We start from the raw sequence: 14,051 nt of genomic DNA, 5'->3' as shown, positions 1-14,051 counted from the left end.
ACGGTTTGTGGTGGCCCGACAGCTGCCCGTCAGCCGACAGAGGCCAGCCGCAGAAGGTCCACCCGGTCGAGCGTGTTGCCGCCGCGGAGGCCCGCCGGGTCGACAAGCGCATCGCGATATTGCGCGGGCAGGATGCGCCCCGTCCGGGGATCGACGGCCAGGCTTTCAACGGCCACGCCTTCGGCAAACAGGATCTCGTGCCGGTCGAGCACGATCTGCACGACGTCGATATAGCCGCCTTCGTGCGTGCGCACGGTGGTGCCGTTCACCAGGTCGCGGGCATGGACCAGGCCTTCGGCATGGCCGGGCGTCAGGTGGCCGCGGCGCTGGTAGATGAAGATCCGGTGCGCGCCCGCCAGTGTCAGGGGGGCCGCGTTGTTCAATGCGCCCGGCGCGAAGGTGACCGGCATCATCGCGCCCACCGCCTGCCGTGTGCTGTGGCCCACCCAGCGCACCGTCTGGGCGCCATCGTCGCGGGTCAGAAGCGTATCGCCGACATTCAGCGCCTCGACCGCGATCTGCAGGCCATTGGCCAGCGTCAGGCGGGTGCCGGCGGCAAAGGCGGTGCCGACGCCGCCATCCATGATCTCGGACAGGATGCCGGGATAGGCGGGACGCGAGGAGACGACGGTGTAATCGGTGGACGCCTCGACTTTCAGAAGCGGCACGAGGAACGTGGCCGGATCCGTGGATTCCGGCCCTTCCGTCAGAACGACGATGGGAACGGCCGTGCCCGACGGTGACATGACAAGAACCTCGCCGTCGATCCGCAGCCCGGCGCCCGGTGTGCCAAGGGGGGAGGTTTCGGAAATCTGGCAATCGTTTCCCGACAGAGCCCGAATGCGCATCGGCACGCGCTGTGCATGCGACCGCAGGCGATAGATGTCCCCGCTTGCGATGTTGTCGCGGGTCCAGGGCGCTTCGCCTTCGAACGCGCCGACGACCGATGGGAAATCGCGGCCCGGAAGGACCTCCAGCGTGACATCGTCATGACTCATGCCGGTGCCCTCCGAGGGAGCGTATTGTAAGATATCGGGCCGGGATGGTTCGTTTCGGCGGTGTATTACGGGAAATCTGGAAGATGCGTCACCCCAATTGATCCAGTAAATGTGCGATAACGAACAGCTTCCGCTACGGAAAGCAGGGCGGGGCCGGGGATCAGACGCTCCATGCCTTCGCATCTTCGTTGAAAACAGTTTCGAAACGATGATCGCCCGGTCCGGGCCGCAGCCGGTACGGCGGGGTCTGGTCTGTCGGGGGCTGGCGGTGTTTAGTCGGGCCGAAGCGTCCCCGGTGTGCCGGGGGCAGGCAATCAAGGAGAAACAGGATGGATTTGGGCATTGCAGGCAAGCGCGCGCTGGTGTGCGCATCGAGCAAGGGGCTGGGCCTTGGCTGCGCACAGGCGCTGGCGGCCGAAGGCGTCGACCTGGTGATGAACGCCCGCGGGGCCGAAACGCTGGAAGCCGCGGCCGAGGCGATCCGGTCGGATTACGGCGTCAATGTCGTGACCGTCGCGGCCGATGTGTCCGATCGGCAAGGCCAGGCTGAAGTGATAGAGGCCGCGCAGGGCGTCGATATCCTTGTCAACAACGCGGGCGGCCCGCCGCCGGGCCTGTGGTCGGACTGGGACCGCGAGGATTTCATCAAGGCGCTGGACGCCAACATGCTGGCGCCGATTGCCTTCATGAAGGCGCTGATGCCGGGCATGATCGACAAGGGCTGGGGCAGGGTGGTCAACATCACCTCGCAATCCGTGCGCGCGCCGATCCCGCAGCTGGGCCTGTCGAATTCGGCCCGCACCGGGCTCACGGGCTATGTCGCCGGCACCGCACGGCAGGTGGCGCCCGATGGCGTGATCATCAACAACCTGCTGCCCGGCATCCACGACACCGACCGGGCCAAGGGTCTGGACGGTGGCGCGGCGAAGGCGGGCGGCATTTCCGTTGAAGAGGCCCGCAAGAACCGCGCGGCCACGATCCCGGCGCGGCGGTACGGCACGGCCGAGGAATTCGGCAAGGCCTGCGCCTTCCTGTGTTCGCAGCATGCGGGCTTTATCGTGGGCCAGAACCTGATGCTGGACGGCGGCGCCACCAACCTGACCATGTGATCGCCTTGTGCGGTCCGGGGCAGGTTGATATCTGCCGTGGACCGCTCACGAACCAAGAGGCGTTTCGTTGCAGTCATTCCCATCTCCGGTGCCGCGGCTCGACCTGCGCCACATGACCCGCCGGATCGACGGGCGGGCGGTGGTGGACGACGTGTCGCTTTCCGTCATGCCCGGGCAGGTCACGTGCCTTCTGGGCCCGTCGGGCTGCGGCAAGTCCACGACGCTGCGCATGGTCGCGGGTGTCGAGATGCAGGACGAGGGCGAGATCTGGGTCGACGGCACGCTGATCTGCGACACGGTCACCCGCGTCCCGCCCGAAGCGCGCGGCATCGGGCTCATGTTCCAGGATTTCGCGCTGTTCCCGCACCTGTCAGTGGCCGACAACGTGGCCTTCGGACTGAAGGGCCCGAAGGAGGGCCGTTACGCCCGCGTGCGCGATCTGCTGGAACGCGTCTCGCTGGAGCCCTATTTCGACGCCTTCCCGCACGAGCTTTCGGGCGGCGAACAGCAGCGCGTCGCTCTGGCCCGTGCCCTTGCGCCGCAACCGCGGATCATGCTGATGGACGAGCCGTTCTCGGGCCTCGACAACCGCCTGCGCGACGGGATCCGCGACGACACGCTGGACCTGCTGAAGGCGGAGAACACGGCCGTTCTGCTGGTGACCCACGAACCGGACGAGGCGATGCGCATGGCCGACGAGATCGCGCTGATGCGCGACGGCGGGATCGTGCAGCGGGGCGCGCCCTATAACGTCTATACCCATCCTGTGGATCAGGCGGCGGTGGGGTTCTTCAGCGACGCCAACGTGCTGAAGGCAAGGGTGCAGGGCGCGCTGGCCGATACCGCGTTCGGCCGCTACCTGGCGCCCGGGATCGCGGACGGCACGGATGTCGACATCGTCTTCCGTCCGCAGCACGTGCGGATCGATTTCTACCGCAATGGCAAGGGCCCGAGCCCGACGCCGTCGGAAGGCACGCCGGCGCTGGCCAAGGTGGCGCGAGCACGGTTCCTGGGCCACGAAAGCCTTGTCGAATTCCGGATGGAGCATGACGGCGCCATGGTGAAGGCGACGGTTCCGGGTGTCTTCCTGCCCGCGCCCGGTATGCCCTTCTGGCTGAGCGTCCGGCGCGACCGGTGCCACATCTTCCCGACGGGAACGCGGCCGGCCCGGTAGGGCGAATGCCCCCCTGACAACCGTTGATCGGCTTGCGACCCGGTCGGCCGGCCAATCAGGCGTGCCAGCCTCGCACAAATGTTATTAAACACATTTTACAAACATGTAAAAAACATGTATATTACAAGCCACTGAATGCTCTTGCAATTCGTGCATTTTGCGTTTGCGAAGTCAAAAATTCCTCGCTAATATTTCTTGTATAGGTTGTATTTTTTGAACCTTGGGTGCGTGAGGTGATTTGAACCCTGCGTGCGTTGGAACAGCAGAGTACGCGATCGATGTCAGCGACCTTCTGGGCAAGGACAGACAACAACAACGCCAAGGACCCGACCATCAACCTGAGGACGGATCCGGCCGTTGAAATCGAGTTCCTGCCGCAGGATCCCGATGGTGATCTGGTGCTGGATCACCCGGGGGGCGGCGCGGTTGATCCCGATACCATAGTCGAAATTGACGGGGTGGAGTACAGCTTCATTTACGAAGGCAACGGCACTCTTCCGGTCGACAGCAAGGTTCCGGGTGAATTCCAGGGGGACACCGCCTACCTGATCACGGTGGTCGACTATCCGACGCCGGGCGAATCCACCCGACTGGTCTTCCTGCCCTTCGAAGACGCGACAGAGGCAGACATGAATGCCTTCGGCAACGGCGCGATCGATGTGGAGAATGTTGATCCCGATCCGCCGCCCGCGCCGGTCTGCTATCTTCCCGGGACCATGATCCTGACACCTGACGGCGACCGCCCGATCGAGACGATCGGGCCCGGCGATCTTGTGACGACGGCGTTGGGCAAAGCGGCCCAGGTGCGATGGCGGGCAGAGTGTACCGTCGATCCGTTCACGCTGGTCCGCGATCCGGATCTGGAGCCCGTCGTCATTGCTCCGGGCGCGCTGGGGCCTGGGGTGCCGGACCGGCCGCTGGCGGTGTCGAAGAACCATTGCCTGAGCATCACCGGAAGTTGGTCGCAACTGAACATGGGGGCGGATGCCGTCCTTCTGCCCGCCAAGCATGTGCCGCAAGCGATGCGCCTGAAATGGAATGGCGCAACCCGGAGCGTGACCTATCACAACGTGCTTCTGGACATGCACGACGTCGTCGTGGCCAACAAAGCGCCCGCCGAAAGCCTGTACCCCGGCCCCCGCACCGTGGCAGTTCTGGATGACAACGGGCAGCGGATTCTGGACGGGATCGTCACCCGGCGCGGCGATTATGGCCCCACCTGCCAGCCGCTTCTGCGCCGGTACGAGGCGCAGGTGCTGTGCAGTGAGATGATCGGGTCGCAAAGGCTGAAGCGCACCGCGTGATCAGGCCGAGCGCGCCCCGTAGTCGGCCAGCGTGCGGCCGGGTTCGTCGCGGAACAGTTCGGGCAGGGCGGTCGCATCCTCGATCAGGTCCAGCCGGAAGCGGCGGAAGTCCTGCCGCCATTCGCACCATGCCAGCATCGTCCAGAAACGCCCGAAACTGTCCAGCGTCAGCGGCCGCACGGTGCGGTCGGTGCGTGTCCCGTCAGTCCGCCGCGTCACAAGGTGCAGCTTTTGCCGCCCCTCGATCGCGGCGCGGATGCGCGACAGGTGACCCACGCCGCGCGCGGTATCGGCAAAGGGGCTGAGCGCGGTGCGCCATGTCTCGGCCTCGGGTAGGGCCTCGGCCGGCAGGGCGGTCTCCAGGCGGGCGGAAAGGGACTCTGCCGCCGCCTGCAACCGCGCATCCGCTGCCTCGGCCACGATGGCAAGGCCCAGCGTCAGCGCCTCGATCTCGGCCTGCGACAGGGCCAGCGGCGGCAGAACGGCAGCACCGGTCGCGCGGTAGCCCGACCCGCGGGTGCCTTCGACCGGCACGCCGGCGGCGACCAGCCGGTCCATGTCGCGGTAGATCGTGCGCTCCGACACGCCCAGCCGTGTGGCTATATCGCCCGCCCGGTGCCGCGCGCCATCGCGAAGCAGGTCCAGAATCTGCATCAGCCTGTCGGTGCGTGCCATGGGCCATTCGGTGTCATGAAAGCTGGCCCAAGTCCAGAACAACTGACAAAATCATGTCAGGAGGCTGCACCGCGATCCCGGGCGCCCACGAATTTCCGGCAACCGTCTGCCCGCCGCCGCCGGATGCGCTTTCACAGCCCGGGGCGGCGGACTAGATCAGGGGGCAGTTGGATGAACGTGTCGGACACGCGGCTGAAGCGGCCTGCCGTCCGGCAACGATGAAGGGAGACAGACATGCTCAACAATATCGGCCTGCCGGGCCTGCTTCTCATTGCGGTCGTGGTGCTGGTGCTTTTCGGCCGCGGCAAGATCTCCTCGCTCATGGGCGAGGTCGGCAAGGGCATCACCGCATTCAAGCGCGGGGTGAAGGATGCGTCGGAAGAACTGACCGACGACAGCGACAAGGACGAGACCGGCGAAAGCGCCCGCGACATCACGCCCGAGCCTGAAAAAGACAAGGTCTGAGGCCGCCATGTTCGACCTGGGGTGGACCGAGCTGCTGCTGATCGGGATCGTCGCGCTGATCGTCGTCGGCCCGAAGGACCTGCCGGTGCTGTTTCGCAGCGTCGGCCAGTTCGTCGGCAAGGCCCGCGGCATGGCCCGCGAATTCAGCCGCGCGATGAACGACGCCGCGGATGAAAGCGGCATGCGCGACATCCAGAAGACATTCAAGTCGGCCACGAATCCCGTAGGCTCGGCCATGGACGGGGTGCGCAAGGCCGCCAGCGATTTCACGTCGAGCTTCGATCCCATGGAGCTGGACGAGGAGATGGTGGATCCCAAGCCCGACAGCAAGAAGGGCCCCAAGAAGCCCGTCCACGACCCCGACAGCGAGACCGGCAAGCTGGCCGCCCAGAAGGCCGAAACCGCCAAGCGCATGGAAGCCATTGCCGCCCGCAAGGTCGCCGAACGGCGCCAGCGCGAAGCGGAAGAGGCGATGCAGCGCGCCGAAGAAGCCGAAGCCCGGCTTGCGCCATCCGACCCTCCGGCGGACACCGACAAGAGTTAACACACCCACATGACCGCCACCGACGACGACATCGAAGACTCGACCGCCCCGCTGATCGAGCACCTGGCCGAGCTGCGCCAGCGGCTGATCTATTCCGCCATCGCCTTCATCGTGGCGATGGTCGCCTGTTTCAGCTTCGGCAGCGTGATCCTCGATTTCCTGCTGATGCCGATCGAGGCGTCGATGCGCGCGCTTGGCGATCCCGATCCCAAGATGCAGTACACCGCGCCGCAGGAGTACTTCTTCACGCTGATCCGGATCTCGATGGTGTTCGGTCTGGCGATCTCGTTCCCAGTGATCGCCTACCAGATGTGGCGTTTCGTGGCGCCAGGCCTGTATCGCAACGAAAAAAACGCCTTTTTGCCGTTCATCGTCGCCTCTCCCTTCCTGTTCCTACTGGGCGGGTCCTTCGCGCATTACGTCGTGACGCCGCTGGCGATGAAGTTCTTCCTTGGTTTTGCCGATGCGACATCCGTCGTGGCGCCCCTGCTCGAGGAATTCGGCGCCGCCGAGATCGGGCTGGATCAGGCGCCGGTGGTGGTCGCGCCGGTTGCGGACCGTGGTATCGACATCGTCTTTCAGGGCAAGGTCAACGAAACCTTCGACATCACGCTGAAACTGATCGTGGCCTTCGGGCTGTGCTTCCAGTTGCCGGTGCTGCTGACGCTGATGGGCAAGGCCGGGCTGGTCTCGGCCGCGGGGCTGGGGTCGGTCCGGAAATATGCCGTTGTGGCGATCCTGATTCTGGCGGCTGTCATCACGCCCCCCGACGTCATCACTCAGGCGATTTTGTTCGTCGTTGTCTACGGTCTTTACGAAATCTCGATCTTCCTGGTGAAACGTGTCGAACGAAAAGAAGAGGCACGACTCCGGGCAGAAGGATACTTCGAGGATGACGAAGACGACGACGGCGACACGGGCGAAGATCCGGACGACTCCGGCATCGACGGAACCGGCGGAACCGACGGGGACAAGCGCGATGAGCGGTGATGACATCCTCCGCCAGCTTGCGCTGTCCCTCCCGGACCAGGGCCTGACAGAGGCGGCGGGCCGTATCGCCGCCGCGCTGGAACGGATGGCCCCGCCGCCCGATCCGGCGCCGGATTTCACCACGGCACAGGCCTTCATCTGGCACGTCGCGCCCGACCGTCTGGAGCCGGTGGAGGTCGTGTCCCATGTCCACCTGACGTTGCTGCACGGTATCGATAGCGTCCGTGACACGCTGCTCGACAACACCCGCCGTTTCGCGGAAGGCTACATGGCCAACAACGCGCTTCTCTGGGGCGCGCGGGGCATGGGGAAATCGAGCCTCGTGAAGGCTGTCCATGCCGACGTGGCCGAGGGCGTGCCGGACCTGAAACTGGTGGAGCTCCATCGCGAGGACCTGTCGTCCGTCGGCCGGCTGCTGGAACTTCTCCGCGCCGCGCCGCAGCGGTTCATCCTCTTCTGCGACGACCTGTCCTTCGGCGGGGATGACGAGCAGTACAAGAGCCTGAAGGCCGTGCTGGATGGGGGGATCGGCGGGCGGCCACCCAACGTGGTGCTGTATGCCACGTCGAACCGCCGCCACCTGATGCCGCGCGACATGATCGACAACGAACGCGCCACGGCCATCACCCCCGGGGAGGCGGTCGAGGAAAAGGTTTCGCTCTCCGACCGGTTCGGACTGTGGCTTGGTTTCCATCCCTGCAGCCAGGACGAATACCTGGCAATGATCGAAGGCTATTGCGCGGCGTTCGAGGTGAACGTGGACCCGGCCACGCTGAAGGCCGAGGCAATCGAATGGCAGGCGACCCGAGGCTCCCGTTCGGGCCGCGTGGCCTGGCAGTTCTTCACCGACCTTGCCGGCCGCCACGGCGTGCGGATCGCCTGAACAAGCCCGCGACCGGCGGTGCGTGGGAACCACGCACCCTACGGCCGGTCCGGGCCGGCGGATTGCTCACGTTCGACCGCGGCGCACCCGCAGGCCGCGGATGCCTCCGGCGGGAGTATTTGGAGAAGGGAAGAAGCCACACATGCATCCGGCGCCGGGTGTCATGTATGCGCGCGCCATGCTTCTTTGGTCTGGAAATACCTCCGGGGAGTCCGCGCATCGCGCGGGCGGGGCCAGAGCCCCCATACCACCGGTCACGTGAAAGCCACCACTGGTTCAACGCGTAGGGTGCGTGGTTCCCACGCACCGCTGGCAGACTATTCCAGGTAAGGCGTGGGATCGACGCTTTCGAAGCCGTTGCGGACTTCGAAATGGACATAGGCGTCATCGCCGTCGCGCAGCTTGGCGATGCTCTGGCCCTTGGACACGGTATCGCCCTTGGCGACGGTGATGCCTTCGACATTGGCGTAGACCGTCAGCACGTTGTTGGGGTGGCGCACCACGAGGATCGGCACCTGGTCGGCATCGGCCGTGATCGCGGCCACCGTGCCGCCTTCGGCCGCGCGGACGGATGTACCGGGGGCCGCGGCGATGTCGATTCCGTCGTTCTTGCCCTTGCTGTAGGGGCGCACGACGCTGCCGGTCACCGGCATCACCATGTTGCCCGAGCCGGAGGACCGCGAAGGCGTCAGTTCGGCCACGGGCGCCACGACCGTTTCCTCGACCACGGTGGTTTCGACCACGCTGGCTTCGGGCAGCGGTTTCGCGGCGCTCGGCGGTTCGGGCGTGGGCGAGCCCTGGCCGGGCTGCGTGACTTCGGTTTCTTCCTCGACCTGGATGCTGGCGACCTGGGCCACCGGGATCAGCAGGTACTGTCCTTCGCGGATCGAGAATTCGGCGTCGAGCCCGTTCCAGTCGGCCAGCGACTTTACCGGCACGTCGTAGAGGCGGGCGATGGTATAGGCCGTCTCGCCGCGTTCCACCTGGTGGCGGACGGGTTCCGTGCCCGACGACGTGCTGGGGCTGAGGCTCGAGCTCTGGATGGCAGAGCTTGTGCTGCCCGGCGCCGCGTCGATGGCGCTGCCGGCCAGGGCCGCGATATCGACTTCTCCCGGCGTGGTGCCGTCGACACGGCGGGGCAGGGCCACGACTTCGCCGGCGCGCAGCGGGTCGCCCACATCCAGCCCGTTGTAGTTCGCGACCTCGGACGCGGGCAGACCGATCCGCTGCGAGAGCGTCGCGACCGTGTCGCCCGTCCGGGCGACGGCCACCTGGTAATTCGGATAGGAAATCACGCCGCTGGAGTCGGGTTTGGGCCGGTCCTGAGTCGCACTGCGCGCGGCCTCGGCCGTCGAGAAACCGCCGAGGTTGCCGCGCATGTCGAAATCGAGCGGTTCGGTACAAGCCGCGGCCAGCGACAGTATCAGACAGCCGGTGCCCAGACGGAGGCTCACATCGCGCATACGGGTCATTCTCACCTTGTCCTTGGTGGCCGGTCCTTGCGGACGGGCGGCCATCCCATCCCTAAACACCGGTCCTACCCGTCCTTGGCCAGCCCTTCAAGGAGCGGGACGAAGCGAACTGGGCGGATTTCCTCGTATTCGTAACCGTGGTCCAGCTTGTGCACCCGGATCAGGGTCTGAACGGTGTCGGATTGGCCCACGGGCAGGATCATGATGCCGCCCGGTTTCAGCTGCGCCAGGAGCTGCGGCGGCGGATCTTCGGCCGCGGCGGTGACGAGGATCCGGTCGAACGGCGCCTGGTCGGGCAGGCCGCAGGACCCGTCGGCGGTCATCGTGATGATGTTCGGCACGCCCAGTTCGGCAAAGAGCGCCTGGGCCGCGCGGGCGAGCTGCGGGAAGCGGTCGACGGTGTAGACCCGCCGCGCAAGCCGGGCCAGGATCGCGGCCTGGTAGCCCGAGCCGGTTCCGACCTCGAGCACCTTGTCCCGCGGGGTCACTTGCAGCGCCTGTGTCATCAGGCCCACGACCGAGGGTTGCGAGATCGTCTGGCCGCAGGCGATGGGCAGGGGCAGGTCCTCGTAGGCGCGCTCGGCGAAGATGCCCTTCACGAAACGGCCCCGGTCGACGGCTTCCATGGCCGTCAGCACGGCCTTGTCGGTCACGCCCCTGGACCGGAGCGCGAAGAGAAACTGCATCAGGACTTCGGGGCCGGGGCCCTGGCTTTGCCCTGTCATCTGGGGCCTCGTGCGGAGGTTGGGTTCATTCGATGGAGGCCAGCCGGTCCAGCATGTCGTGGGCCGTCAGGTCGGCGCGCATCGGCGTGATGGAGACATAGCCGTCGAGGTTGACATCGGCGTCCGAGCCGGGCGCGGTGCGGACCTGCTGGTTGACGCCGCGGATCCACAGGAAACGCTTGCCCGCAGGCGACAGGTGCGGTTCGACGCCGAAGGCGGTATCGGGGCGGAAGCCCTGCGGCACCACGCGGAAGCCCGCGACGTCGGCTGCGGGCACGGGCGGGAAGTTGACGTTGTAGAACAGCCGGTAATCGGACTGGTCGTCCGGATCGGCGGCAAGGATGCGGCGGACGACTTCGGCGCCGTGGACGCGCGCGGCCTCGTAAGGATCCGGCGCGTCGAAGACCTTGGGGCCAAGGAACTGCGACAGGGCGATGGCGCGCAGGCCCTGCAGGGCGCCTTCCATCGCGCCGCCCAGCGTCCCGGAGTAAAGGGCGTTTTCGGCGGAGTTGTTGCCGCGGTTCACGCCTGACAGGACCAGATCGGGGCGGACGCCGTCCATCACGTCATGCAGGCCCGCCAGCACGCAATCGGCCGGTGCGCCTTCGGCGGCGAAGCGGCGCGGGCCCATCTGCGCGATGAGCATCGGGTGGGTATAGCTGATCTTGTGGGCCACGCCGGACTGTTCGAACGCGGGCGCGACGGTCCAGACTTCCCCGTCCGGGCCCGCGATCTCGGCCGCGATTTCTTCCAGCACGGTCAGGCCGGGGGCCGAGATACCGTCGTCATTGGTCACCAGAATACGCATGAGAAGTCCTTTCGCGCCTTTGATAGCGGCGCCGTGGGGGCGGAGCAACCTGAGGCTTGGGATGCGGGCCGCGGCAGGATCGCGCCCCTCGGGCCCACCCGCCCACCCAGGGAAGATCCCGTTCCGGGATCCTCCCCCGCCTTCGGGGCGCGATGCGGCGCGAAAGCGCGCCGCGGGGGAGCAAGTCAGGCGGCGGGAAGGTGGAGTTGCGCGAGAAGGGTTTCCGCCGCCTCGGCCGGTTGCGTGAGCTTGGTGCGGTCCTCGCCCGGGTGGAAGCGGCCGCGGGTGGCGGTGGGCATGGGCGGGGGCGTCAGGATGGTGACCTTTGGGCCGATCGCGACGGTTTCCGCGGCCCAGCTGCGCGCCAGCGCGATCTGGGCGGACTTGGTGGCGCCGTAGGAGCCGAAGAACTTCTCGCCGCCATGGGGATCGTCGAAGAAGACCGCCTGCGCGTCAGGGGCCAGCAGGGGCGAGACATAGGTGATCAGCCGCGAGGTGGCCGTGGCGTTGATGTCGACAGATTTCTGCCAGTCCTTCTCATCGAGATGGTCGGCAGGCCCGAGGGGGGCGGCATGGATTGCCGTGTGCAGCCACATCGACACGCCGCCCCAGCGGTCCCAGATGCCGCGGCAGAGCGTGGCCATCGCGTCGGGCACCGTGATGTCCATCGGGGCCAGCGTGGCCGTGCCTCCCTTGGCCTTGATCCGGTCGTCCAGGTCTTCGAGCCCGCCGATTGTGCGGGCGACGGCCACGATGTGATGGGCGGGCGCCAGCGCGTGGGCCAGCGCAAAGCCCAGCCCCCGCGAGGCACCGGTCACGAGGATCGGTTTCGGGCCTTCGGGCGCGGGGGCGGTATCGGTTTCGGCAGGCGTGTTCATGGCACGCGATGTGCATTGCCGGCCCGGCGGCGTCAAGCCTGCGGGCGCGGGCCTGACCGTCTTGCCGCAGGTGCTAGGTGCCGGGCAGCGTCAACCGGCGGTTGGCGAAATCGCCGGTCAGCAGGATGCTGTCAGTGTCGATGGCCGCGACCTTGCGCAGGCCGATACGATCGCCCGGCTTGACCGTCACGACCCTGCCGGACCCCAACCGCAGCATCGCCTTGGGCGATGTTTCAGAGCCCAGGATGCCGATGAGGGTAAGGTTGTGGAGGTTCTGGTCGGTGGAACTGGTGGCCAGGTCGGCCACCTTTTCAGAGGTCTGGCCTTCGCCCGGAAGTGACGTCGTCATGCTGGAGTCCCTTTGCCGCGAACGCGCCGCGGCTCTGATCGGAATGGAGTTTTGTCCGATGCACGGGAGCATCGGGCTGGTGTGGATAGATTCGATGGGCGGAAATGAAAAGGGGGCGCCAAGCGCCCCCGGTGGTCTTCCGCTTATGGCGCCGGCGTCATTCGGCGGCCTTCAGCTGGAAGCCCTGTTCGATCTGGTCCCGGGGCTGCACGGGATATTCGCCCGAGAAGCAGGCATCGCAATATTGCGGATGCGCCGGATCGCGGCCCTGGGCTTCGCCAAGCGCGCGGTAAAGCCCGTCCAGCGAAATGAATTTCAGCGAGGTCACGCCCAGATGGTCGCGCATTTCATCTTCCGTCATCGTGGCCGCCAGCAGCTTGTCCCGTTCGGGTGTGTCGACGCCATAGAAACAGGGCCATGCCGTGGGGGGCGAGGCGATGCGGAAGTGAACTTCCTTCGCGCCGGCATCCAGCAGCATTTCCTTGATCTTGCGGCTGGTGGTGCCGCGCACGACCGAATCGTCGACCAGGATCACCCGCTTGCCCTTGATGAGTGCACGGTTGACGTTTAGCTTCAGCCGGACACCCATGTTGCGGATGTGCTCGGTCGGTTCGATGAAGGTCCGGCCGACATACTGGTTGCGGATGATCCCCATCGCGTAGGGGATGCCCGATTCCAGCGCATAGCCGATGGCGGCAGGCGTGCCGCTGTCGGGCACCGGGCAGACGAGGTCGGCATCGACCGGGGCTTCCTGCGACAGCACTCGCCCGATGGCCTCGCGGCTTTCATAGACCGACCGGCCCTTGATGACACTGTCGGGGCGCGAGAAATAGACGTTTTCGAAGATGCAGAAGCGCGAGCGTTTCTGGCGGAAGGGCTGGCGGCTGTCGACGACACCGTTTTCGATCACGACCATCTCGCCCGGTTCGATCTCGCGGATGAATTCGGCCCCGATGATATCCAGCGCGCAGGTCTCGGAGCTGAGCACATGCCCGTCGCCGATCTTGCCCAGCACCAGCGGGCGGACGCCCAGCGGGTCGCGCACGCCGATCAGCTTGGTCCGGGTCATGGCGACGACGGAAAAGGCACCTTCGACGCGGCGCAGCGCGTCTTCCATCCGTTCGGGGATGGTGCGTTGCAGCGACCGGGCCATCAGGTGGATGATGCATTCCGTGTCGGACGAGCTTTGAAAGATCGAGCCCATGTCGATCAGCTCGCGCCGGAGGGCACGCGCATTGGTGATGTTGCCGTTATGGGCGATCGCCGCGCCACCCATGGAAAATTCGCCGAAGAAGGGCTGCACGTCGCGGATCGCGGTCTGGCCTTTCGATCCGGCGGTGGAATAGCGGACATGCCCGATGGCGAGCGGCCCGGGCAGCTGTTCCATCACGTCCTGCGTGGTGAAATTGTCCCGGACGTAGCCGAAATGCCGGGCCGAGTTGAAGCCTACGACGGGATCGTGGGTGACGATGCCGCCCGCCTCCTGTCCGCGGTGTTGCAGGGCATGCAGGCCAAGCGCGACGAAGGTCGCCGCGTCCTGAACGCCGGTGACGCCGAAAACGCCGCATTCCTCCTTCAACTTGTCGTCGTCGAAGGGGTGGGCCGGGGGCATGGTCTTTTGGTGCTGGGGCGCGCGCAAGTCGGTCTCCGAATCCGGTACTGTCGCTTGAGCCCCCT

Annotated in this window: 15 protein-coding genes; 7 read left to right on the top strand and 8 right to left on the bottom strand. The window is 66.2% G+C overall.

The window, feature by feature from the left end:
• Positions 1-29 precede the first annotated feature (29 nt).
• Positions 30-998: a Hint domain-containing protein gene (locus D4754_RS04560; protein WP_163025775.1), complete on the bottom strand. Its 969-nt coding sequence runs from the start codon at positions 996-998 to the stop codon at positions 30-32.
• Positions 999-1,327: 329 nt separating this feature from the next.
• Here D4754_RS04560 and D4754_RS04555 point away from each other — a divergent pair, with 329 nt between their 5' ends.
• The 3 genes from D4754_RS04555 (at position 1,328) to D4754_RS04545 (ending at position 4,585) form a co-directional block, all read left to right on the top strand.
• Complete coding sequence (locus D4754_RS04555; protein ID WP_121061745.1) at positions 1,328-2,107, top strand: SDR family oxidoreductase; 780 nt, start codon at positions 1,328-1,330, stop codon at positions 2,105-2,107.
• 112 nt (positions 2,108-2,219) lie between these two features.
• Positions 2,220-3,281, top strand: coding sequence for an ABC transporter ATP-binding protein (locus tag D4754_RS04550; protein WP_121062219.1), 1,062 nt, complete (start codon positions 2,220-2,222; stop codon positions 3,279-3,281).
• Between the two features lie 278 nt (positions 3,282-3,559).
• Positions 3,560-4,585, top strand: coding sequence for a Hint domain-containing protein (locus D4754_RS04545; protein ID WP_121061744.1), 1,026 nt, complete (start codon positions 3,560-3,562; stop codon positions 4,583-4,585).
• Here the strand turns inward: D4754_RS04545 and D4754_RS04540 are convergent, their stop codons facing one another.
• Positions 4,586-5,260 carry a helix-turn-helix transcriptional regulator gene (locus D4754_RS04540; protein ID WP_121062218.1) on the bottom strand — a complete coding sequence of 225 codons (675 nt, stop codon included), beginning with the start codon at positions 5,258-5,260 and terminating at the stop codon, positions 4,586-4,588.
• Positions 5,261-5,494: 234 nt separating this feature from the next.
• On the opposite strand from D4754_RS04540, the gene D4754_RS04535 reads away from it, so the two are divergent.
• The 4 genes from D4754_RS04535 (at position 5,495) to D4754_RS04520 (ending at position 8,142) form a co-directional block, all read left to right on the top strand.
• The gene (locus D4754_RS04535; protein WP_121061743.1) at positions 5,495-5,725 is read left to right on the top strand and encodes a twin-arginine translocase TatA/TatE family subunit; all 231 of its coding nucleotides are present in this window, start codon (positions 5,495-5,497) and stop codon (positions 5,723-5,725) included.
• A gap of 7 nt (positions 5,726-5,732) precedes the next feature.
• Entirely contained in the window at positions 5,733-6,269 is a 537-nt protein-coding gene (gene tatB, locus D4754_RS04530) for a Sec-independent protein translocase protein TatB (protein ID WP_121061742.1), read from the top strand.
• Positions 6,270-6,278: 9 nt separating this feature from the next.
• Entirely contained in the window at positions 6,279-7,259 is a 981-nt protein-coding gene (gene tatC / locus D4754_RS04525) for a twin-arginine translocase subunit TatC (protein ID WP_121061741.1), read from the top strand.
• Positions 7,260-7,344: 85 nt separating this feature from the next.
• A complete protein-coding gene (locus D4754_RS04520; protein WP_240453786.1) occupies positions 7,345-8,142 on the top strand; it encodes an ATP-binding protein in 798 nt (265 codons plus the stop codon).
• A 317-nt stretch (positions 8,143-8,459) separates the two neighbouring features.
• Here D4754_RS04520 and D4754_RS04515 read toward each other — a convergent pair whose 3' ends face one another.
• From D4754_RS04515 to purF, 6 genes are all read right to left on the bottom strand, one after another.
• Positions 8,460-9,614: a peptidoglycan DD-metalloendopeptidase family protein gene (locus D4754_RS04515; RefSeq protein WP_338031135.1), complete on the bottom strand. Its 1,155-nt coding sequence runs from the start codon at positions 9,612-9,614 to the stop codon at positions 8,460-8,462.
• 65 nt (positions 9,615-9,679) lie between these two features.
• Positions 9,680-10,339 (bottom strand): protein-L-isoaspartate(D-aspartate) O-methyltransferase, encoded by a 660-nt coding sequence (locus D4754_RS04510; protein ID WP_205589581.1) that lies wholly within the window; start codon positions 10,337-10,339, stop codon positions 9,680-9,682.
• 25 nt (positions 10,340-10,364) lie between these two features.
• A complete protein-coding gene (gene surE, locus D4754_RS04505; protein ID WP_121061738.1) occupies positions 10,365-11,147 on the bottom strand; it encodes a 5'/3'-nucleotidase SurE in 783 nt (260 codons plus the stop codon).
• A 185-nt stretch (positions 11,148-11,332) separates the two neighbouring features.
• A complete protein-coding gene (locus tag D4754_RS04500) occupies positions 11,333-12,025 on the bottom strand; it encodes an SDR family NAD(P)-dependent oxidoreductase (protein ID WP_121061737.1) in 693 nt (230 codons plus the stop codon).
• A gap of 73 nt (positions 12,026-12,098) precedes the next feature.
• Positions 12,099-12,374, bottom strand: a complete 276-nt coding sequence (locus D4754_RS04495) for an amidophosphoribosyltransferase (RefSeq protein ID WP_121061736.1) — start codon at positions 12,372-12,374, stop codon at positions 12,099-12,101.
• 157 nt (positions 12,375-12,531) lie between these two features.
• Positions 12,532-13,986 (bottom strand): amidophosphoribosyltransferase, encoded by a 1,455-nt coding sequence (gene purF, locus D4754_RS04490; protein ID WP_121061735.1) that lies wholly within the window; start codon positions 13,984-13,986, stop codon positions 12,532-12,534.
• Between the last annotated feature and the right edge of the window lie 65 nt (positions 13,987-14,051).

The organism is Chachezhania antarctica (genome assembly GCF_003646465.1).
Taxonomy (GTDB): domain Bacteria; phylum Pseudomonadota; class Alphaproteobacteria; order Rhodobacterales; family Rhodobacteraceae; genus Chachezhania; species Chachezhania antarctica.
Note: the sequence above shows the minus strand (reverse complement) of the source record. Positions and strands in the feature narration are given on the sequence as shown.